At 72.2% G+C, this 21,402-nt stretch carries 18 protein-coding genes; 8 read left to right on the forward strand and 10 right to left on the reverse strand.

Going from position 1 to position 21,402, the window contains the following annotated elements; translation table 11 throughout:
- Window positions 1-40 precede the first annotated feature (40 nt).
- The 9 genes from GPA04_RS11550 to GPA04_RS11590 form a co-directional block, all read right to left on the reverse strand.
- Complete coding sequence (locus GPA04_RS11550) at window positions 41-2,452, reverse strand: glycoside hydrolase family 43 protein (RefSeq protein WP_156224246.1); 2,412 nt, start codon at window positions 2,450-2,452, stop codon at window positions 41-43.
- Between the two features lie 136 nt (window positions 2,453-2,588).
- A complete protein-coding gene (locus GPA04_RS11555; protein WP_156224247.1) occupies window positions 2,589-3,467 on the reverse strand; it encodes an aldehyde dehydrogenase family protein in 879 nt (292 codons plus the stop codon).
- Window positions 3,464-4,909, reverse strand: coding sequence for an aldehyde dehydrogenase family protein (locus tag GPA04_RS11560; protein WP_156224248.1), 1,446 nt, complete (start codon window positions 4,907-4,909; stop codon window positions 3,464-3,466). The genes GPA04_RS11555 and GPA04_RS11560 overlap by 4 nt, the downstream gene beginning before the upstream one ends.
- Before the next feature lie 16 nt (window positions 4,910-4,925).
- Window positions 4,926-5,945: a deoxyribose-phosphate aldolase gene (gene deoC / locus GPA04_RS11565; RefSeq protein ID WP_156224249.1), complete on the reverse strand. Its 1,020-nt coding sequence runs from the start codon at window positions 5,943-5,945 to the stop codon at window positions 4,926-4,928.
- Between the two features lie 50 nt (window positions 5,946-5,995).
- On the reverse strand, window positions 5,996-7,375 hold the full coding sequence (locus GPA04_RS11570) for a hypothetical protein (protein ID WP_156224250.1): 1,380 nt from the start codon (window positions 7,373-7,375) through the stop codon (window positions 5,996-5,998).
- 40 nt (window positions 7,376-7,415) lie between these two features.
- Window positions 7,416-7,808 carry a DUF6507 family protein gene (locus GPA04_RS11575; protein ID WP_156224251.1) on the reverse strand — a complete coding sequence of 131 codons (393 nt, stop codon included), beginning with the start codon at window positions 7,806-7,808 and terminating at the stop codon, window positions 7,416-7,418.
- 25 nt (window positions 7,809-7,833) lie between these two features.
- A complete protein-coding gene (locus GPA04_RS11580) occupies window positions 7,834-8,808 on the reverse strand; it encodes a DUF6177 family protein (protein WP_156224252.1) in 975 nt (324 codons plus the stop codon).
- A gap of 90 nt (window positions 8,809-8,898) precedes the next feature.
- On the reverse strand, window positions 8,899-10,617 hold the full coding sequence (locus GPA04_RS11585; protein WP_156224253.1) for a phospho-sugar mutase: 1,719 nt from the start codon (window positions 10,615-10,617) through the stop codon (window positions 8,899-8,901).
- Entirely contained in the window at window positions 10,614-11,471 is an 858-nt protein-coding gene (locus GPA04_RS11590) for a purine-nucleoside phosphorylase (RefSeq protein WP_156224254.1), read from the reverse strand. The genes GPA04_RS11585 and GPA04_RS11590 overlap by 4 nt, the downstream gene beginning before the upstream one ends.
- Window positions 11,472-11,594: 123 nt before the next feature.
- On the opposite strand from GPA04_RS11590, the gene GPA04_RS11595 reads away from it, so the two are divergent.
- The 5 genes from GPA04_RS11595 to GPA04_RS11615 all read left to right on the forward strand — a co-directional run bounded on the left by GPA04_RS11595 (window position 11,595) and on the right by GPA04_RS11615 (window position 16,881).
- Entirely contained in the window at window positions 11,595-12,971 is a 1,377-nt protein-coding gene (locus GPA04_RS11595; protein WP_241680753.1) for an NAD(P)H-quinone dehydrogenase, read from the forward strand.
- Window positions 12,972-13,020: 49 nt separating this feature from the next.
- Window positions 13,021-14,139 carry a succinyl-diaminopimelate desuccinylase gene (dapE, locus tag GPA04_RS11600; protein WP_156224255.1) on the forward strand — a complete coding sequence of 373 codons (1,119 nt, stop codon included), beginning with the start codon at window positions 13,021-13,023 and terminating at the stop codon, window positions 14,137-14,139.
- The gene (locus GPA04_RS11605) at window positions 14,136-14,948 is read left to right on the forward strand and encodes an LOG family protein (protein ID WP_156224256.1); all 813 of its coding nucleotides are present in this window, start codon (window positions 14,136-14,138) and stop codon (window positions 14,946-14,948) included. Before dapE ends, GPA04_RS11605 begins: the two co-directional genes overlap by 4 nt.
- Window positions 14,949-15,188: 240 nt before the next feature.
- A complete protein-coding gene (locus GPA04_RS11610) occupies window positions 15,189-15,356 on the forward strand; it encodes a DUF3117 domain-containing protein (protein WP_156201884.1) in 168 nt (55 codons plus the stop codon).
- A gap of 10 nt (window positions 15,357-15,366) precedes the next feature.
- Window positions 15,367-16,881 (forward strand): leucyl aminopeptidase family protein, encoded by a 1,515-nt coding sequence (locus tag GPA04_RS11615; RefSeq protein WP_206674202.1) that lies wholly within the window; start codon window positions 15,367-15,369, stop codon window positions 16,879-16,881.
- Between the two features lie 39 nt (window positions 16,882-16,920).
- Here the strand turns inward: GPA04_RS11615 and GPA04_RS11620 are convergent, their stop codons facing one another.
- Window positions 16,921-17,904 carry a putative endonuclease domain-containing protein gene (locus GPA04_RS11620; RefSeq protein ID WP_156224257.1) on the reverse strand — a complete coding sequence of 328 codons (984 nt, stop codon included), beginning with the start codon at window positions 17,902-17,904 and terminating at the stop codon, window positions 16,921-16,923.
- Window positions 17,905-18,192: 288 nt separating this feature from the next.
- Here GPA04_RS11620 and GPA04_RS11625 point away from each other — a divergent pair, with 288 nt between their 5' ends.
- The 3 genes from GPA04_RS11625 to GPA04_RS11635 are packed head-to-tail and all read left to right on the forward strand — an operon-like array spanning window position 18,193 to window position 21,396.
- The gene (locus GPA04_RS11625; RefSeq protein ID WP_156224258.1) at window positions 18,193-19,536 is read left to right on the forward strand and encodes an ABC transporter substrate-binding protein; all 1,344 of its coding nucleotides are present in this window, start codon (window positions 18,193-18,195) and stop codon (window positions 19,534-19,536) included.
- The gene (locus tag GPA04_RS11630; protein WP_156224259.1) at window positions 19,533-20,498 is read left to right on the forward strand and encodes a carbohydrate ABC transporter permease; all 966 of its coding nucleotides are present in this window, start codon (window positions 19,533-19,535) and stop codon (window positions 20,496-20,498) included. Before GPA04_RS11625 ends, GPA04_RS11630 begins: the two co-directional genes overlap by 4 nt.
- A gap of 1 nt (window position 20,499) precedes the next feature.
- Window positions 20,500-21,396: a carbohydrate ABC transporter permease gene (locus GPA04_RS11635; protein ID WP_156224260.1), complete on the forward strand. Its 897-nt coding sequence runs from the start codon at window positions 20,500-20,502 to the stop codon at window positions 21,394-21,396.
- The last annotated feature ends 6 nt before the right edge of the window (window positions 21,397-21,402 follow it).

Genomic DNA, 21,402 nt, shown 5'->3' on the forward strand with positions numbered 1-21,402 from the left:
AGAGGACCGGGCCGAGCTCCTCGCCGCCTCGCCCCAGGCGTCAGCTCTCGAGGATCCGGAACTCCTCGAACTGGGCCACGGTGGCCGGCTCGGCCCCGCCGCCGGCGTGCAGCCCGATCTGGACCTCGGTGCCCGCGGGCATCGTCCAGGTCATGCCCCAGCGCCAGGTCTCGCCACCGTCGATCGAGAAGGCCGACCGGTACAGCTGCTCGCCCGCGTCGTTGTGCGTGCGGAGGATCCTGAGTGTCATCTCGGTGGCCGGTGGGCCGTCGAGATGACCGCCCTGGACCACCACGCCACCGCCGTCGCGCTTGGTGAAGAACTCCACCACCCGTGAGGCGCCGAGCGCGACCGAGCTGAGCCGGACGAACGCCTCGCCGTCGGCGTAGACCACGAGGCCGGCCTGCTGGAAGTTGCGCACGGTGTCGGTCCCGAGGTCGAGCACGAGATCGGTCTCGATCACCCAGTCGCCCTCGGGCGCCTCCCGCAGCAGCGCCGGGCCGCCCTCGCCGCCGGCCAGGTCGCCGGAGGTCAGCGGCCACTGCAGGGCGCCGTCGGCGGTGTGCAGCCCGGGGTGCTCCTGCAGCAGCGTCCAGCCGCTGGCGAGGACATCGTCGAGGTCGCCGTCGAAGGACTCGGACCAGGTGACGTCGCCGACGACCGGGTCCGGGACGCGCTCAGGGGCCTGCGCGAGCGGGGCGATCGTGAGGTTGTCCAGCTCCGCCGCACCGCCACGGGACAACAACGACAACAGGCCCTGAACCGCGCCGGTGCCGCCCGTCCGCGAGGTGGTCCGCACGGTGGTCTCGGCGACGGCGACCGGGTCGCCGAGCCCGGACTCCTGCAGCTCGGCACGCACCGCACCGTTCGACAGCGTCACCACGAGCGTGTGCCACTGGCCGAGATCGATCCGGTCGGGGATGGTGGCGACGTCCGTGACGGTGCTGCGCTTGTGGGTGGTCCTGACCGAGAGCGTGCGGTCGGCGTCGTCGACGCAGACGGCGGTGTGGCGCGCCAGGCCGTCGACCCGCACGCACAGCTCCGCTCCGGGTCGGAGCCGCACGTCGGTCTCGAAGCGGTTCTCGCCGCGCACGAGCTCGCGCGCGGTCACCACACCGGGCAGATGACGCCCCGGCTGCAGCACCGCGACGTCCCCGGCATCGGTGGTGGTGTCGGTGCTCGAGGTGAACGACCCCGTGAGCCGGACGAGCGCGCGGCCGCTGGCGGGGTCGTCGGAGACGATCCCCATCGCGGACCCGAGGGTGGGCCCGGGAACAGGGCCCTCGCTCGGCCCGGCGCCGGCGTTGACCACGGGCCAGCCGTCGATCCAGTCGAGCCGGTCGACCAGCATCGGGCGACGGTTGATCCCGCCGGGCTCGTTCAGCCACCCGTTCTCGCGGTCGATGCCGTGGTAGACCATCCAGTCCTGACCGGTGGTGTCGGTGATGACGGCGTGGTGGCCGACGCCGACCCACCGGCTGCCGTTGGCCGCCACGACCTGGGTGCCGCCCGCGGCCGAGTCGGCGAGCGGGACGCCCTCGGCGTCGAGGAACGGACCGTACGGGCTCTCGGAGCGGCCGACGAACACGCTGTACCCGCTCGCGACCGCCGAGCAGCAGCCGGCGGCCGAGAGCATCAGGTAGTAGTGGTCGCCCTTGCGCAGCACGTACGAGCCCTCGTAGCGGTCGCTGACCGCCACCTGCTGCAGGTCGCCGACCGCGTGGTGCCCGGTCTCGTCGAGCAACGTCACGTGCGGGCCGCCGGAGAAGCCACCGACGTAGAGGTAGATGCTGCCGTCGTCGTCCACGAACACGGACGGGTCGATGAGGCCCTGGTAGGCGGGTGGCTCGCCGGAGTCCGGGATCGCGCGCGACTCAAGCACCGGGTGCCCGACGTCGGTCCAGGGCCCGGCGGGCGTGGGTGCGGTGGCCATGCCGATGCCGGGGTCGCCGCCGGGCTTCGCCGCGGAGTCGGTGACCGTGTAGTAGAGCCGGTACTCGCCGTCGATGTAGCGCACGTCCGGTGCCCAGAAGAACGACCCCTCGGCAGCCCAGGCGGGGCGGGTGTCCTCGTCGAACACGGTGCCGAGGTACTCCCACTCGGCGAAGTCCTGGGTGCGGGCCATGTGCATGAGACCGAACTCGCCGCCGGTGACCAAAGGGTCGCTCGTGGCGTAGGCGTACCACCAGCCGTCCTTGCCGCGCAGCACCGCCGGGTCCGCGTAGCTGTCCGCGAACGGTGAGGACACCGGGTTGGTGATCGTCGCCGGGTCGGGGACCGGGGTCGAGGTCACGGACGCGGCCTCGACGGCGCGGTCGTCGTCGGGGTCGACCGCCGGGTCGCTGGAGCCGGAGGCGGCAGCAGGTGAGGCCGTCAGGCCGCCCAGGGCGAGCCCGAGCGCGGTCGCTGCCAGTGCGGCCCGCCGGAACGGTGATCGTGCGGAGTTCGACATCGGGTGTCCTTTGTCTGCTCGACCCGCTTCGTCACGGGCTCACGTCCGATCGACCGTACGTCGCCGACGCCGTCTGCTCAACCCCTGAGCCGCCATCCGATCACAGGCAGGAGCGACACCCGTGGCACCTCGAGCGCTAGGTGCCCTTCGGGTGCCAGACGGTCTTGGTCTCCACGAACGCCAGGACCTGATTGAGCGAGGCGTCGGTGAGCCAGGTGGGCTCGGTGTCGGTCGGAGGTCGGCGTACCCGCTTCACGGTGTCCGCGGCGAGGGCCTCGAGCTCACCCCAGGTCACGCCGTCGGCCTCGACGGCGCCGGCGAGGTCGATCGCGTTGACGTCCATGTGGGAGGCCAGGACCGGAGCGAGCTCGGCCGTCTTCCCGGTGAGCACGTTGACCACGCCACCGGGCACGTCGGAGGTGGCGAGCACCTCGCCGAGCGTGATCGCCGGCAGCGGGCGGTCCTGGGAGGAGATCACGACGGCGGTGTTGCCCGTGAGGATCACCGGTGCGATCACGCTGACCAGACCGAGCAGCGAGGACCGCTGCGGTGCCACCACGGCGACGACACCGGTGGGCTCGGGGGAGGAGAGGTTGAAGTACGGGCCGGCGACAGGGTTGGCGTTGCCGGCGACCTGGGCGACCTTGTCGGCCCAGCCCGCGTACCAGACCCAGCGGTCGATCGCGGCGTCGACCGCGGCCTCGGCGCGGGCGGTGCGCAGGCCCTCGCCGGCGGCCACGTCGGCGACGAACTGGGCTCGCCGGCCCTCGAGCAGCTCGGCTACCCGGTAGAGGACCTGACCGCGGTTGTACGCCGTCGCCCCTGCCCAGCCCGGCTGCGCCGCGCGGGCGGCGCGCACCGCGTCGCGGGCGTCCTTGCGCGAGCCCTGCGCCGCGTTGGCGAGGAACGCCCCGTCCGCCGAGACCACCTCGTAGGTGCGCCCCGACTCCGAGCGCGGGAAGCTGCCGCCCACGTAGAGCTTGTACGTCTTGCGGACATCCAGACGCTCGCTCATCGCGTGCTCCCCTCGACGAGGTAGGGACCGAGGCCGTGGCGGCCGCCCTCGCGGCCGTAGCCGGACTCCTTGTAGCCGCCGAACGGGCTGGTCGGGTCGAACTTGTTGAAGGTGTTGGCCCAGACGACACCGGCGCGCAGCCGGTCCGCCATCCAGAGGATCCGCGACCCTTTCTCGGTCCAGATGCCTGCCGAGAGGCCGTAGGGGGTGTTGTGCGCCTTCGCGACCGCCTCGGCGGGCGTGCGGAACGTCAGCACGCTCAGCACCGGGCCGAAGATCTCCTCGCGTGCGATCCGGTGTGCCGAGCTGACCTGCGTGAACACGGTCGGCGGGAACCAGAAGCCGTTCTCGGGGATCGCGCAGTCGGCGCTCCAGCGCACGGCGCCCTCGGCCTCACCCGCATCGCTCAGCTCGTTGATGCGCTGCAGCTGCCGCGCCGAGTTGATGGCACCGATGTCGGTGTTCTTGTCCATCGGGTCGCCGAGCCGCAGGGTGCCGAGCCGGGACTTCAGCCGATCGATCAGCTCGTCGTGCATCGACTCCTCGACGAGCACCCGGGAGCCGGCGCAGCAGACCTGGCCCTGGTTGAAGAAAATGCCGTTGACGATGCCCTCGACCGCCTGATCGATCGGGGCGTCGGCGAACACGATGTTCGCAGCCTTGCCGCCGAGCTCGAGCGTCGCGTGCTTGCGGGTCCCGGCGATCTGCTTGGCGATCGACTTGCCCACCGCCGTCGAGCCCGTGAAGGCGACCTTGTCGACGTCGGCGTGGCCGATCACGGCGGCACCGGTGGCACCGGCGCCCGTCACGATGTTGACCACGCCCGGGGGCAGTCCGGCCTGCTGCACGAGCTCGGCGAACAGCAGGGCGCTCAGCGGGGTGGTCTCGGCAGGCTTCAGCACCACGGTGTTGCCGGCCGCCAGCGCCGGGGCGATCTTCCACGACAGCATCAGCAGCGGGAAGTTCCACGGGATCACCTGTCCCACCACGCCGTGCGGCTGCGGGTCGACACCGAAGCCGGCGTGGTCGAGCTTGTCCGCCCAGCCCGCGTAGTAGAAGAACCACGCCGAGGCCAGCGGCACGTCGACGTCGCGCGACTCGCGGATCGGCTTGCCGTTGTCGAGGGTCTCCAGCACGGCGAACTCGCGGGACCGCTCGGCGAGCAGCCGGGCGATCCGGTACAGGTACTTGGCCCGCTCGGTGCCGGGCATCGGGCCCCACACCTTCTGCTGCGCGCGGCGGGCGGCGGCCACGGCGCGGTCGACGTCGCTCTCGTCGGCGACGGCGACCTCGGCCAGCGCCTCCTCGGTGGCGGGGTTGATCGTCTTCAGCGATCCGCCGGAGCCCTCGGTGAACTCGCCGTCGATGAACAGCCCGTAGGAGGAGGCGATGTCGACGACAGCCCTCGACTCGGGCGCCGGTGCGTACTCGAATGCGGTCATGATGCGCTCGCCATCCTCAGTCGATCGTCACGTAGTCGGGTCCGGAGTACACGCCGGTCGCCAGCTTCTGACGCTGCAGCAGCACGTCGTTGAGCAGCGTCGAGGCGCCGAACCGGAAGAAGTCGGGGTCGAGCCAGCGCTCGCCCGCGACCTCGTTGACCGCGACCAGGAACTTGATGGCGTCCTTGCTCGTGCGGATACCGCCGGCGGGCTTCACCCCGACCTGCACACCGGTCGCCGCGAGGAAGTCACGGACCGCCTCGAGCATGACGATCGTGACCGGCAGCGTGGCTGCAGGTTGCACCTTGCCCGTCGAGGTCTTGATGAAGTCGGCACCCGCGAGCATCGCCAGCCACGACGCGCGGCGCACGTTGTCGTAGGTGACCAGCTCACCGGTCTCAAGGATCACCTTCAGGTGCGCCGGTCCTGCCGCTCGCGCCTGGCAGATCTCGCGCACCGCCACGATGTCGGAGTAGACCTTCAGGTAGTCGCCGGACAGGAACGCGCCCCGGTCGATCACCATGTCGATCTCGTCGGCACCGGCGGCCACGGCGTCGGCCGTGTCGGCGAGCCGGACCGCGAGCGAGGCCCGCCCCGAGGGGAACGCCGTCGAGACGGCGGCCACGTGGATGCCCGACCCCTGGGCCGCCTCGACGGCGACCTCGACCATGTCGTTGTAGACGCAGACGGCGGCCGGTCGCGGGCAGCCGGCGTCGCCGGGTTCCGGGGTCCGCGCCTTCGCCACCAGCGAGCGCACCTTCCCGGGGGTGTCGGCGCCCTCCAGCGTGGTCAGGTCGATCATCGAGATGACCATGTCCAGGGCCCAGGCCTTGGATGTGGTCTTGATCGACCGGGTACCGAGCTGGGCGGCGCGGCCCTTGGCGCCCACCTCGTCGACGCCGGGGAGCCCGAACAGGTACCGGCGCAACGCGGTGCTGCCGATCTCCGCCGAGCCGATCAGACCGGCGGCGTCGGCGGCGACCTGGGCGGCGTCGCGATCCCAGGGACGCACGGTCGACGTCGTCTGTGCAGTCATGCTCGCGAGTCTAGGCCGCCCGTGGCGTGGTACGGGCTCGTGGGGACCGGTCAGGGCTTGTGCTTGCCCGGTTTGTGCTTGCCGCCGTCACCGGCCTCCCAGGCGCCGCCCTCGTCGCCGCGGTGCGCGCCGCCGGGGCCGTCTCCCTTGCCGGGGTTGAACGTGTGGCTCAGCCAGTTGCCTGACGCGTCCGCGACCTTGACCCCACCCCTGACGAACCAGCCGGAGCCGGTCTGGTAGAGGCCGGAGGCGTCGACCATCGCCTGCACCATCGCCGACTTCTCGGCGGACATCGGGAAGCCCTTGGTGACCCCCTTGGGCCCGGGCACCAGCAGCATCAGCCACGCCAGCGCAGACTCGGTGCCCACCTGCCAGGGCCGCTCCTTCCACCGCTCGACGGCGTGGTCGAGGTTCTCCGAGTTGCCACCCCCGGCGAACGGCAGCACGAACTTCTCGCCCTGCTTGAGCCGGTCGGCCAGCCACTGGCTCAGCGGGTCGTCGCTCTTCTCGAGCTCCTCGATGAGATCTTCGGCGCCCTCGATGCCGCCCCTGGACTTCGTGGTCCCGAGGAAGATCAGGGCACCCAGCAGCCCGTTGCCGACGTTGCCCCACGCGCCGCCCATCCGCTTGAGCTTGTCCCACGGGTTCTCGAACCCGCCGGCCAGCGGCGTCAGGTTCCACAGGCCCTGGACGGTGGTCTTGACCACGTTCCAGGTGCCGACCCCGACCTGCTCCAGGGGGTCGAGCTCAAGGTCCCGCGGGGTTCCCCAGGGCATCTGCGTCGAGAGGATCGCGTCGACGTCCCACGGCTCCGGCTCCGGCACCTGCGGCATGTCGTCGATCTCGCGGATCTTGGCAGCTGCCTCGATCGCCGCCTCGTTGATCGTGACGAGGATGCCCGCGTACTCCTCGAGGAGCGCCTTGTTCTTCTCGACGGCGTCCTTGTTCTCGCTCCAGTGGACGGTGCCGCCACCGACGAGGCCCTTGGTGAGGATGGGCAGCAGGCTGTCGTCCTCCACGCCGTCGATCACGCTGTCACGGAACTCGCGGGCACGGCCCTCGAGATCCTTGATGCCCACCTGGGCGTCGACCAGGTCGTAGCCGAAGCCGACCACCGCGACGTACGCCGTCGTGGCGCCGGTCGTGAACTCGGCCGCGGCGTCGATCGTCGGGTCCATGAGCGCGTACACCCGGTCGCTCTGCGGGGTCTCGTAGACGCCCGGCTGCGACAGCCGCGACCAGACGCCCTGCATCGCCTCGGTGCGGTTCTGCACGCGGGTGCCCATCCGCAGCAACGCGTAGCCGGCGTCGTGCACGGCACCGGCGTCGGGGTAGGTGGAGCTGATGACGAACAGATCGGGGTCGATCAGGCCCTCGCCGTCCGCCCCGTTGGGGGTACCACCGCCGCCGCCCTCGTCATCGTCCTTCATCGCGTGCTCCTGGTTGCGTGGTTCTGACAGGTCTCCGGCATCACGGGCCGACCGGGATCCGATGGGGAGGGACCGCTCCCGGCGGCGGGGGACCGTCCAGCACGTCGGCGTTCCTGAGCATCTCCCGCTGCTGCTGGACCGCCATCTCCTGCATCCCGGCCTGGTAGGCGAGCGTGGTGTTGGTGAGGCCGGACAGGCAGGTATCCGCCAGCAGCGCCACGCCGGCCAGCTGCTTGCCCTGCAGCGCGCTGAGGTCCACGAGGGCATCGACCAGCGGTGCCACGACGGCGCCCGCCTGCCCCGGCCAGAACACCCCGTCGATGATGTCGTCGACGTCGCGCTGCTGGATCGCGTCGTCCAGCCGGAGCCGCCTCTCGCCGGCCCTGGTCAGCAGGCCCACCACCCGATCCGGGTCGATGTTCCAACCGGTCATGCTCGCTCCTCCAGCCGTGCGGGACTCATGCGGACACCAGATCGAGATAGCGGCGGCGCGCGGTGCCGAGGTCCGGCTCGTCGAACGTCACCAGTGCTCCGGGCACACGGGCGCGCCCGACCACCTCACCCGCGTGCTGCTCGGCCACACCGGTGGCGGACCAGCCGAGCCGGCCCAGCAGCCGAGGGCCGAGCATGGCCGCGAGCGGCCGCTCCGGCGGCGCCGCCGCGGGACGCGTCCGGAGATCCTCGTGGGCGCCGATCGCGCTCACCGAGCAGGTCATCACGGGCATGCGGGTGCCGGCCAGCGCGGTGGCGGCGTCGCGAGCGCGCGCGAGGGCGTCGCGCGCAGCGCCGTCGTGCGCGACGGTCAGCTGGACGCGCTCGACGAGGCCTTCCTGGGTCCGCGCGGCGGCGAGCTCGCCGAACCCGTCCGGGCTGCGCCAGTAGATCGGTCCGGTCAGCGGCATCGCGGTCCGGGCGTGGGCTGTGAGGGTCTCGACGTCCCAGCGGTGCGGCAACGGCTCGTGCAGCCCCCAGCGCAACGGCGCTGCGGCGCCCAGCGCGGTCAGCGCCACCGGAACGATCCCACCGAGCGTGGTGGTCGTCTCGGCGCGGTGCTCGAGGACGACCTCGAGCAGGATCGCCGAGCGGGGGAAGCGATCCTCCGCGGGCTCCTCGACAGCGGTCGTCAGCTCGAACAGCTCGATGGGGTCGGTGACGGCCGCGCCCGTCTGGACCTCGCGCACCCCGCCTGCCTCGTCGCGGGTGACCCAGAACCCGGACAGCGCGCGCAGCCACGAGACGACGAACGGCCCGAGCGTGGCGCCGGGCTCGGTCTGGAGCACGGGCCGGCGCTGCTCGGCGGCGCACTCGTCGAAGAAGGCGCGCACCGGCTCGAGCAGGTCGACCTGCGGGCCGGTGACCGCCAGCACCGCGTACACGGGGTTGCTCGCGACCACCGTGCTGCGCTGCTGCTGGAGGTCGGGGCTGCTGGCCACGGTGGTCCTGTTCCTGATCGGGTGCTGCGGACCCGGGCAGCGTAGGCACCGCGCCGCGACGGGCGCGATGGGCACTTCATCCCATCGGGATCAGGGGGCCACGCCGGCGGCGGCGGCCACGTCGGCCTTGAGGCGTTCCAGCCGCTGCGCGGCCCCCTCACGCACCGTGCGCAGCGTCGCGTCGTCCGCGCGGGGGTCGACGGCGTCGATCACCTCGAGGTAGCACTTGAGCTTGGGCTCGGTCCCCGACGGTCGCACGATCACGCGGCTGCGGTCGGCGGTCTCGTAGAGCAGCCCGTCGGTCGCCGGCAGCTCCTCGCTGCCGGTCGACAGGTCGACCGAACGCACCACCTCGGAGCCGGCCAACGCCGCCGGCGGGCTCGCCCGCAGCCGCGCCATCGCATCGGCGATGAGCGAGAGGTCCTCGACGCGTACCGACAGCTGTCCGGTCGCGTGGACGCCGTAGCTGCGGGCGATGTCGTCGAGGGCGTCGTCGAGCGTGCGCCCGATCGCCGCGAGCTGCGCCGCATGCACCGCGAGCAGCAGACCCGCCGTGATGCCGTCCTTGTCCCGGACCCCACCGGGATCCACGCAGTAGCCGAGCGCCTCCTCGTACCCGAAGTCCAGACCGGGCACGCGGGCGATCCACTTGAAGCCCGTCAGGGTGGCCGTGAACTGCAGACCGTGGGCGGCGGCGATCGCGGAGAGCAGCCGGGAGGACACGATCGAGCACGCGAGCGTGGCGCCGGCGCCCGCCGAGGCCGAGGCGATCCGTTCGCCCAGCAGCGCCCCCACCTCGTCACCGGTGAGCTGCCGCCAGCCGCCGGCGGCGTCCGGGATCGCGATCGAGCACCGGTCGGCGTCCGGGTCGTTGGCGATGATCAGGTCGGCACCCACGCGCTCGGCTGTGGCGAACGCGAGGTCCAGCGCGCCGGGCTCCTCCGGGTTCGGGAACGCCACCGTGGGGAAGTCCGGGTCCGGCGCGGCCTGCTCGGCCACGACCGTCACGTCCTCGAACCCGGCCGCCCGCAGCACGCGCTCGGCCAGCGCACCCCCGACGCCGTGCAGCGGCGTGAGCACGATCGTGATGTCGGTCGCGCAGCCGTCGGGAGCCACGCGCAGCGCCCGGGTCACGTAGTCGTCGAGGATCTGTTGACCGAGAACCTGCCGGCTGCCACCGGTCCGAGCGGCGTCGTCCTCGCTGCGGGGGACTCGCTTGACGGCGCCGACCGCCTCGATCTGCGCCGCGATCCCCACGTCGAAGGGGGGGACGATCTGCGCGCCGCGACCGGCGTCGGTGATCACACGGCCGCCGAGGTAGACCTTGTAGCCGTTGTCCTGCGGCGGGTTGTGCGAGGCCGTGACCATGACGCCCGCGTCGGCTCCCAGGTGCCGGACCGCGAACGCGAGCACCGGCGTCGGCCACGCCTGCGGCATCAGCAGCGCGCGGCCGCCGGCCGCGGCGATGACGTCGGCGGTGTCCTGCGCGAACTCGGCGCTGCCGTGGCGGGCGTCGTACCCGATCACCACCGACGGCGCCTCGCCCAGCCGCTCGTGCAGGAACGCGGACAGCCCTGCGGCCGCCCGGATCACGACCGCACGGTTCATCCTCATCGGACCCGCGCCGATCGCGCCGCGCAGCCCCGCGGTGCCGAACTGCAGCGTGCCCGCGAACCTCTCGGCGAGGTCGGCCAGGGCGAGCTGGTCACCGCCCTCGGCGGCGGCGATCAGCTCCAGCAGCTCGACCTTGGTCCTCGGGTCCGGGTCGTCGTCGGCCCACGCGCGAGCCTCCTGCAGCAGGGCGCTCATCGGTCGATCCGCCTGACGATCTCGGCGAGCAGCGCACCGATGCGCGGCCCCGCCTCCTGCCCGGCCTCGATGACCTCGGCGTGCGAGAGCGGCGTCTCCGAGATCCCCGCCGCGAGGTTGGTCACCAGGGAGATGCCGAGCACCTCCAGCCCGGCCTGCCGGGCCGCGATCGCCTCGAGCGCCGTGGACATCCCGACCAGGTCGCCACCGATCGTCCTGGCCATCCGCACCTCGGCGGGCGTCTCGTAGTGGGGCCCGCGGAACTGCACGTAGACGCCCTCGTCGAGGCCCGCGTCCACCGTGCGGGCGACCGCGCGCAGCCTGCTGGAGTAGAGGTCGGTGAGGTCCACGAAGGTCGCGCCCTCGATCGGGGAGTCGGCGGTGAGGTTGATGTGGTCGCTGATCAGCACCGGGGTGCCGGGCCGCCACTCGGGGCGGAGCCCGCCGCAGCCGTTGGTCAGCACGATCACCGACGCCCCGGCCGCGGCGGCCGTGCGCACGCCGTGCGCGACGAGGCGCACGCCCTTGCCCTCGTAGTAGTGGGTGCGCGCCCCGAGCACGAGCGCGTGCCGGTCCGGTGCTCCCGCGCTGTCGGAGGCGTACCGGATCGCGCGCAGGGTGCCCGAGTGCCCCGGCACCCCGGAGGCCGAGAACCCGGGGACGTCGTCGGCGCTCACCTCGGCGACCTGCTCGCCCAGGTGGGCCGCCGCGCCGCCCCAGCCGGAGCCGAGCACCAGGGCGATGTCGAAGTGCTCGACGCCGGTCAGCTCGCGCAGTCGGTCGGCAGCCGCGCGTGCGACGTCGGCGGGGTCGTGCGACGGGTCGTCGAGATCGGGTGCAGCGGAGTCGGTCATGCTGGGAACCTACTACCGGCACAATGGGGAGGCGTGACGACAGCGGCAGCACCTTCTCAGCCCGATCCGGACAGCTCCGGACCTGTGACGGCAGGCCCGTCGAGCACGCGTGAAGGTTCGCGCGTGGTGATCGTGGGCGGAGGCCCCGGCGGCTACGAGGCGGCGCTCGTGGCCCGCCAGCTCGGCGCCGACGTCACGGTCGTGGAGGACAAGGGCCTGGGCGGGTCGGCGGTGCTGACCGACGTCGTGCCTTCGAAGACCCTGATCGCCACGGCCGAGTTCATGACGACGACCGAGAGCGCGCCGAGCCTGGGGATCCTGTCCTCCGGTGACGGCGGCGACGGCGTCGGGGTCGACTTCGAGATGATCGACCGACGCGTGCTCGACCTCGCGAAGGCGCAGTCGAAGGACATCCGCACGCGGCTCGAGCGCGAGGGCGTCGCGATCGTCAACGGCACCGGGCGGCTCGAGGGGTCCGGGTGCGTGGTCGCGACCACCAAGCACGGCCAGCAGCGGCTCCCGGCCGACGTCATCCTCCTCGCCACCGGCGCCCGGCCGCGGACGCTCGAGACCGCCCAGCCCGACGGCGAGCGCATCCTCACCTGGACCCAGCTCTACGACCTGGTCGAGGCGCCCGAGCACCTGATCGTGGTCGGTTCCGGCGTCACCGGGGCCGAGTTCGCCGGCGCCTACCAGGCGCTGGGTGCCGCGGTCACGCTGGTCTCCTCGCGCGACCGGGTGCTGCCGAACGAGGACGCCGACGCCGCCGAGCTGATCGAGGCGGTGTTCCGGCGCCGCGGCATGGAGGTGCTGTCCCGTTCGCGCGCGGCCGGCGTGCGCCGCGAGGGTGATCGCGTCATGGTCGACCTGGTCGACGGCCGGGTGGTCGAGGGCTCCCACTGCCTGATCGCCGTCGGTGGCGTCCCCAACACCGAGGACCTGGGGCTCGAGACCGCCGAGGTGCGGACGACGGCGTCCGGTCACATCGCCGTCGACCGGGTCTCGCGGACCACGGCCCGGGGCGTGTACGCCGCCGGTGACTGCACCGGCGTGCTCGCCCTCGCCTCGGTCGCGGCGATGCAGGGACGGATCGCGATGTGGCACGCGCTGGGCGACGCCGTCTCGCCGCTCGACCTGGCCCAGGTGTCCGCGAACATCTTCACGGCGCCCGAGATCGCGACCGTCGGCATCCCCGAGAGCGACATCACCACGGGCAAGGTGCGCGGCGCGGTCACGATGCTGCCGCTCGCCCGCAACCCCCGGGCGAAGATGCTGGGCATCAGCGAGGGCTTCGTCAAGCTCTTCAGCCATCGGGCCAGCGGTCTCGTGGTCGGTGGCGTGGTCGTCGCACCGCGGGCCAGCGAGCTGATCCACCCGATCACGCTCGCGATCGCGAACCGCCTCACGGTCGACCAGGTCGCCAACGCCTTCACCGTCTACCCCTCGCTGTCGGGCTCGATCGCCGAGGCCGCGCGGGTGCTGCACGACAAGCGCGGCTGACCTGCGGCAGGAGTGCTGCGCGTCGCGCGGCTGTCGGTAGTGTCGCCGTGTGAGCCTCCCCGACCTCGTGACCACCGACGTCGTCACGCTGACCCAGGCGGTCTGCGACGTCGCGAGCGTCTCCGGCGCGGAGGCCGCGCTCGCGGACGCGGTGGAGATCGCGCTCCGGGCGTGCCCGCACCTGGAGGTGCTGCGTGACGGCGACGCGGTCGTCGCCCGGACCCTGCTCGGTCGTGACCACCGCGTGGTGGTCGCCGGCCACCTCGACACGGTGCCGATCCGCGACAACCTGCCCACCCGTCGTCAGGCCGGCGCCGACGGCGCCGAGGAGCTCTGGGGGAGAGGCACGGTCGACATGAAGGGCGGCGTCGCCGTCGCCCTGCATCTCGCGGCGCGGCTGGCCGCACCGGCCAAGGACGTCACCTGGGTGTTCTACGACAACGAGGAGGTCGACGGCGACCTCAACGGTCTTGGTCGGGTGGCTCGCCACCACCCGGACTGGCTCGCCGCCGACTTCGCGGTCCTGGGCGAGCCCACGGCCGGGCACATCGAGGGCGGCTGCAACGGGACGCTGCGCGCCGAGGTGCGGCTGGTGGGGCGCACCGCGCACTCGGCACGCGCCTGGCTGGGGAAGAACGCGATCCACGACGCCGCCGAGGTGCTCGCCCGCCTCGCCGCCTACGCACCGGCCGAGATCGACGTCGACGGGCTGCGCTACCGCGAGGGCCTCAACGCGGTCGGCATCAGCGGCGGTGTCGCGGGCAACATGATCCCGCCGGAGGCCACGGTGACCGTCAACTACCGGTTCGCCCCGGACAAGTCGCCGGACCAGGCGTTCGCGCACGTGCGCGAGGTGCTCGCGGGCTACGACGTGGTGCTCACCGACGCGGCGCCGGGCGCTCGCCCCGGTCTGGACCACCCGGTCGCGCAGGACTTCGTGGCCGCGGTCGGAGCGGTCACCGGAGGGCTGCCGCGCCCCAAGTACGGGTGGACCGACGTCGCGCGGTTCAGCGCGCTGGGCGTCCCCGCCGTCAACTTCGGCCCGGGTGACCCCAACCTCGCCCACGCCGACGACGAACGGGTGCCCACCACCCAGATCGAGTCCGTCGCTGCGGCGCTCGGCACCTGGCTCAGCGGAGAACCCGCAACCGAGGAGGCAACGCGATGACCGAGTCCGTCCGCGAGCACCGCAAGGGACCCGTGCAGCTGCGCGGCAGGCAGATCCCCGAGACCACGACCGACGAGCGGCTGCTGAGCGAGTCCGAGGGCAGCGAGTGGGTCCACAGCGACCCGTGGCGGGTGCTGCGGATCCAGGCGGAGTTCGTCGAGGGGTTCGGCGCGCTCGCCGAGCTCGGTCCGGCGATCAGCGTCTTCGGCTCCGCGCGGTTCAGGCCCGGTGAGCCGGAGTACGAGCTCGCCGAACGTGTGGCGGCCGGCCTGGTCGGAGCGGGTTACGCCGTCATCACCGGGGGTGGACCGGGTGTCATGGAGGGTGCCAACAAGGGCGCGCACGAGAGCGGCGGCACCTCGGTCGGGCTCGGCATCGAGCTGCCGTTCGAGCAGGGCATGAACAGCTACGTCGACCTGGGCGTGAACTTCCGGTACTTCTTCGCCCGTAAGACGATGTTTCTCAAGTACTCCGACGGGTTCGTGGTGCTGCCAGGAGGCTTCGGCACCTTCGATGAGCTCTTCGAGGCCCTCACGCTCGTGCAGACCCGCAAGGTGCGGCAGTTCCCGGTCGTGCTGGTCGGCGTCGCGTACTGGAGCGGGCTGCTCGACTGGCTGCGGGACTCGGTGCTGGCGCGCGGCGCGATCTCGGCTCCCGACCTCGACCTGATCAAGCTGACCGACGACCCCGACGAGGCGGTGCGGCTGGTGGTCGAGGGCGTCCGCGACCTGCACGCCTCCGAGGAGGCCGCGCGGGCGGAGGCCGAGGCGGCGGCAGCGGCCGAGCGCACCGGCACCGACGGGACCTGAGCGCCGCGATGAGCTGGGTGACCTGGGCCTTCGTCGGCCTCGCGGTCGTGGTGGCCGCGGTGGGGATGGCCATCTCGCGGGGTCGCATCGACGTCTCGTTCGAGCCCCCGTACGAGCTCCGGATTCCGCCCGCCGACCCGACGGGGGTCGGACCTGGCATAGAATGGACCGAGCCTGCTGCCGGGCGGTCGCTTGATCGGATCGGGCAGCACCACCCAAGAACAACAGGGGAGACCGCCCATGGCCGCCATGAAGCCCAGGACCGGTGACGGACCGCTCGAGGTCACCAAGGAGGGTCGGGGCATCATCATGCGCGTGCCGCTGGAGGGTGGTGGCCGACTCGTCGTGGAGCTCAACGCCACCGAGGCCTCCGAGCTCAGCGAGGCGCTGAGCGCCGTCGCCAGCTAGGGCGACGCTCGTGCCTGCGGGCCCAGCTCCGCACGTCAGCCATGTCCCGGGACGCCTGTCCCGGGACATTCTCGACGGTGCCGACCTCGTCGCGCTGCTGGTCAGCGCGGTCGACGACGAGCTCACCGTCCCCACCGGGCTGGACGCCGTGGTCGGTGTCGACCTCGCGGCGTTCGCGGCCCAGGAGTCAGCGAAGGGTTCCGCGGCCGAGCTGACCACGCTCACGCTCCCGCCCGTGCTCGACGGCGACGCCCCCTGGGCGGGCCTGCCCGCCCGGGTGCTCCTCGCCGGGGCGGGTGACGGCGGTTCCACCGCGCTGCGCCGCACCGGCGCCGCGCTCGCGCGTGCCGCCGCAGGCAAGCAGCGGCTGGTCGTCGACCTGGGCAACCACGCCGAGGGCGCCGGTCCGCTGGTCGAAGGGCTGCTGCTCGCCTCCTACCGGCCGCCGTACCGCGGGGTCGGCACCGGTCCCGATGCACCGGTGCCGGAGATCGTGCTGGTCGGCGAGGTCGCGCACGAGGCGGTCGTGACCGCGGAGGTGAGCGCCCGCGCGACGTGCCGTGCGCGCCTGCTGGCCGCGACGCCGTCGAACATCAAGAACCCGGTCTGGCTGGCCGACGAGGCCGTCAGCCTCGCCGGCAGTGCGGGCGGGGCGCGCGCCGGGCTGCGCGTGACCGTGCACGACGAGGCATGGATCGAGCGCACCGGCATGGGCGGGCTCGCCGCCGTCGGGCGCGGTTCGGTCTCGCCGCCGCGGCTCGTCGTCGTCGAGTACCGGCCGAAGGGCGCCACGGCCGCGCCCGTGCTGCTGGTGGGCAAGGGCATCACCTACGACACCGGTGGTCTCAGCCTGAAGCCGCGCGAGGCGATGGTGCCGATGAAGACGGACATGTCGGGTGCGGCGATCACGCTGTCGGTGGTGCTGGCGGCCGCTGAGCTGGGCCTGCCGCAGCCGGTGGTGGCGGTGCTGCCGCTCGCCGAGAACGCGGTGAGCGGTTCGGCCTACCGCCCCGGCGACGTCATCAGGATGTACGACGGCACCACGGTCGAGATCGGCAACACCGATGCCGAGGGCCGGATGGTCCTCGCCGACGCCATGGCGTGGGGTCGGGAGCAGTTCTCGCCCTCGGTGCTGGTGGACGTCGCGACGCTCACCGGCGCCGCCAGCCTCGGGCTCGGGAAGCTCCACGCGGCCCTGTACGCCACCACGCCCGAGCTCAGCGCCGCGCTGGTGGCCGCCGGGGACAGCGCGGGGGAGCCGCTGTGGCCGATGCCGCTGGTGGAGGAGTACCGCGGCGCGCTCGACTCCGCGATCGCCGACGTCAGCCACATCGCCACCGACACCACCGTCGGCGGCGGGTCGATCACGGCGGCGCTGTTCCTGCAGCGGTTCGCCGGTGACGTGCCGTGGGCGCACCTCGACATCGCCGGCCCCGGTCGCGCCGACGCCGACCGCCACGAGGTCACCAAGGGCCCCACGGGCTTCTCCGCCCGCGCCCTGATCACCTGGCTCGCCGCCCGATAGCCCAGATCCCCCCGGAAAGCGCTTTGGGGTGCTCCGGGGTCACCGGGTGGACCCAGATGACCCCGCATCGGACGAGCCGCGGCACCGGCGGCAGCGCGTGGCGGTGCCGCGCCAGCCCCGCTGCTGCAGCACCTCGGCGAGGAACCTCGCGGTACGGCACGGGGTGCGGAACACGAGGCCGTAGGTGACGCGAACCGTGGCCTTGCGGGACCGAGCGAGCTCGGCGAGGTCCCGGAACGCATCGGCGTCCGCGCGTGCGCCGGCGTGGTAGCCGCCGCCGTCGAGCTCGACGATGAGCCGGTACTCGGGGTACGGCACGTCCTGCAGAGTGAGGCCGCCGGTCGCGGTGCTGCGCCGCTGCCGGTCGGCGCGGGGGAGCCCGTGCGCCCGCTCGACGCGCTGCAGGTACTCGCGCTCCAGGACCGAGCACGCGCCCTCGAGGAGATCGCGCAGCATCCCCCGGATCACGGCGCGGCCAGGCAGGCGGGGCCGGTCGTCGAGGGCGGCGAGGATGCGACCCGGCGTCGTCCGCCGTGCGTGCGCGACCTGGGTGAGGGCATGGAACGCGCCCGCGACGTCGTCGTCGTGCACGACCTTCTCCGACATGACGTCGAGGATCGCGTGCTCCTCGCGCACGCGCGGCGGCGACCGGGACCAGCTGACGCGGCGGTCGAGCTGGCGTGAGCGACGAACGACGACCCCGGAAGGGACGCGGACCTTCCTGCCGTGCTCGACCGCGAGGTAGACCTGCGCCGCGGTCAGCTCGGGCAGGGCGGACGCACCGGTGAGCGCCGCCGGCCACGCTGCGAGCACCGCCACCCACTCGCGCTGCCGGGGTGTCAACGGACCGGTGTGCGAGACGTAGACGCCGTCGAACACCCGGGCGAGGTCCCGACGGCGGAGCAGCCGCTTGACGTCGTGCGGCGCAGCACCCAGGGCGAGCAGCTGTCGCCGGGCGACCACGCCGTCCTGCTGCCTGAGCAGGGCCGTCAGCCGGACGTCGTCGAACGGGAAGCGGGACATGCGGCCAGAGTGACCCAGGTGGTCCTGGGATCGCCGAGCCGCCGTCGGGGTGCTGTGGACGACGCTGCATCAGCGCGCCCTTGTGGACAGCCACCGATGTGGGGTCGCTTCGGGCCACCACGCGGACCGGGGCGACCCCAGAGCGCTTTCCGGAGGGGAGTTGAGGGGAGGGGGCGCGCTGAGCAGACGGACGCGCCCAGGGGCTGGCCCTCGGAGTCGGTCTCGTGTAGTGTCTCATTCATCGGACCGGCGTCCCAATGAATGGCACAACGACACAGGAGTCGTCACATGACACTGCTTCATCCGCCGCCGTCGCGGCGTGCCTTCCTCGGCCTGGGTGCGGGCGCCGTCGGCGCAGCGGCACTCGGGGCCTGCGGTGCACCTGACCTGTCGGCTGTCGACCTGCCGGACGTGCAGGAGGGCTACGACGGCCCGCCGCTGACGCTCAGGTTCTGGAACGGGCTCACCGGTGGCGACGGCGCGATCATGCGCGACCTGCTGCTCGAGTTCGGGCAGGCGCACCCCAACATCACGGTGCAGATGTTCGCGATGCCGTGGTCGTCCTTCTACCAGAAGTTCCCGGCGGCGGTCGTGAGCGGGCTGGCCCCGGACCTCGGTCTGATGCAGAACTTCCACGTGGCCACGAACGCCGCCCGCGGCGTGATCGTCTCGCTGGACGAGGTGGCCGACCGGGTGGGCCTGACCGAGGACCAGTTCGCCACGACGGTCTGGCAGTCCGGGATCGTGGGCGAGCAGCGGTACTCGATCCCGCTCGACGTCTGGCCCGACAGCCTCTTCTACAACAAGCGGGTGCTCGCCGACGCCGGGCTCGACCCCGAGGACCCACCTCGTGATCGGGCGAGCTACGAGGCGGCGCTCGAGACCCTCGCCGCGCAGGGTGTCGCCGGGCACTGGCTGCCCGCGGTCGACCCCCAGGGCGTCGGGCGGGGCTTCGACAGCCTGCAGTGGCAGATGGGCGGCGAGCTCTACGACGAGACGGGCAGCCGGGCACTCTTCAATGGTCCCGCCGGCGTCGAGGCGCTCACCTGGCAGCTGGAACGCATCCGTGCCGGCCACAGCAAGCCGAATGTCAACGGCGGTGACGCCAACGTCGCCTTCAAGAACAACCTGAACGCCTTCCTCTGGGGCGGCCCGGGCGCACTCATCAACGACCTGAGCTCGGTCGAGGACCTCGACTGGGGTGTGGTGCCGCTCCCGCGCATCGGGGATCGGGCCGCGTCCTTCTCCGGCTCGCACCAGTTCGTGATCATGCGGCAGCGCACCTTCGACCCCGATCGGCTCGCCGCGACCTACACGTTCCTGTCCTGGATCAGCGCGAACTCGATCGGCTGGGCGGGTGCGGGTCCGGTCCCCGCCCGCCGGGACGTCGTCGAGAGCGCGGAGTTCGCCGCGCTGCCGGCGCAGTCGGCGGTCGCCGAGGCGCTGCCCGACGTGCGCTTCTACCCGTTGGTGCCCGGCATCTTCGAGGTCCAGTCCACCATCCTCTACCCGGCGATCAGCGACGTGCTGCTCGGGCACGCGAGCCCGCAGGAGGCCCTCGACGAGGCCGCCGCACAGGCCGCGTACCTGCTCGAGGAGAACCGACAGAAGTATGCGGAGGCCCGCGCATGACCACCGCCGACCTGGCCAGCCAGCCCGTGCGCGAGGACCGCGCGCCTGAGCAGACCGCGCCGCGCGCTCGTTCGGCGCGTCACGGGAGCCGGTACGCGCCGTACCTGTTCCTGGCGCCGTTCATGATCATCTTCGGCGTCTTCGTGCTGGCACCCGCCGCGTACGGCGTCTGGATCAGCCTGCACAACTGGGACTTCTTCCTGCCGTCGCGACCGTGGGTGGGGCTCGGCAACTACCTCGAGCTCTTCGACCCGACGGCGCTCGTGGCGGTGCAGTTCTGGGAGTCGATGCGGGCGACCGGGCTGTTCGTGCTGTTCTCCGTGCCGTTCCTCGTGGTGATCCCGCTCGGCCTCGCGCTGATGCTGAACCGCACCTTCCCGGGGCGGACCTTCTTCCGCGCGGTCTACTTCGCGCCGTACGTGCTCGGTGTCAGCGTGATCGGCGTGCTGTGGCAGTACCTGCTGAACGCCAACGCCGGCCTGATCAACTACCACCTCGCCCAGCTCGGCATTGCCGAGGCGATTCCCTGGCTGACCGCCACCCCGTGGGTGTGGGTCACGCTCGTGGGCGTCACCGTCTGGTGGACGCTCGGCTTCAACGCGGTGGTCTACCTCGCGGGCCTGCAGGGCATCGACACCACCCTGTACGAGGCGGCACGCGTCGACGGCGCGACCAAGCGGCACGAGTTCTGGCACGTCACGCTGCCAGGGCTGCGGCCCGTGCTGCTGTTCGTCATCACGATCACGATCCTCGCCTCGGCGAACGTGTTCGGCCAGGCCTACCTGCTGACGGGCGGAGCGCCGAGCAGCGAGACCAGGACGGCGATCATGTACATCGCGCAGACCGGTTTCGAGCAGTTCCGGATCGGCAAGGCATCCGCGATGAGCTACATCCTCGCGCTCCTGCTGATCGGCGTCAGCACCCTCAACTTCCTGCTGTTCCGCCGTCAGGAGAGGAACTGACATGGCTGTCTCGACAACCGCGCCGAGCAAGGCGCCGGCCCCACGTCCCGCCGCGAGCCCGGGCAGGCGACGCAGCCGCGCCTGGGCGCAGGTGCCCTTCTACGCGGTGCTGCTGGCGCTCTCCGTCGCGTTCTTCGCGCCGATCCTGTGGATGATCTCGACGTCCTTCAAGACCGCCGGTGACGCGACCGCGCTGCCCCCGCAGTGGATCCCGCCGACCTGGTCGACCGAGGGCTACCAGACCCTGCTCACCGACCCCCAGGTGCCGGTGCTGCGGTGGCTGGCCAACTCGCTGGTCGCGGGCATCGGGCACACCGTGCTCGTGCTGGCGACGGCGGCGCTGGCCGCCTACGCGCTGGCGAGGATGAACTTCCGTGGCAAGAACCTGGCGTTCGGACTGATCGTCAGCACGTTGTTCGTCCCGGGCTTCGTGTTCCTGATGCCGAACTACCTGATCGTCGACGCCCTGGACTGGCTCGACAGCATGTGGGCGCTGATCGTCCCGAGCGCCGCGTCGGCGTTCGGCGTGTTCTTCCTGCGGCAGTTCTTCCTGTCGCTGCCGCGCGAGCTGGAGGAGGCAGCCCTCCTCGACGGCGCGAACCGCTGGCAGATCTTCCGCCGGGTGGTGGTGCCGCTGTCGCTCGCACCGCTGTCCACGCTCGCCGTGCTGTCGTTCCTCGGCAGCTGGAACGACTTCCTGTGGCCGCTCTACGTCCTGTTCAACCCGGAGAACCTCACGCTGCCGGCTGGTCTGGCCACGCTCCGTAACGCCTACGGCACCGACTTCCCGGCCGTGATGGCGGGCGCGGTGCTCGCGAGCCTCCCGGTGCTGGTGATCTACGCCGTCGCGCAGCGGTACATCATCGCCGGTGTCTCGCGGTCCGGTCTGAAGGGGTGAGCGGGA

Origin of the sequence: Pseudactinotalea suaedae (genome assembly GCF_009733815.1) — a bacterium.
Lineage (GTDB): Bacteria > Actinomycetota > Actinomycetes > Actinomycetales > Beutenbergiaceae > Pseudactinotalea > Pseudactinotalea suaedae.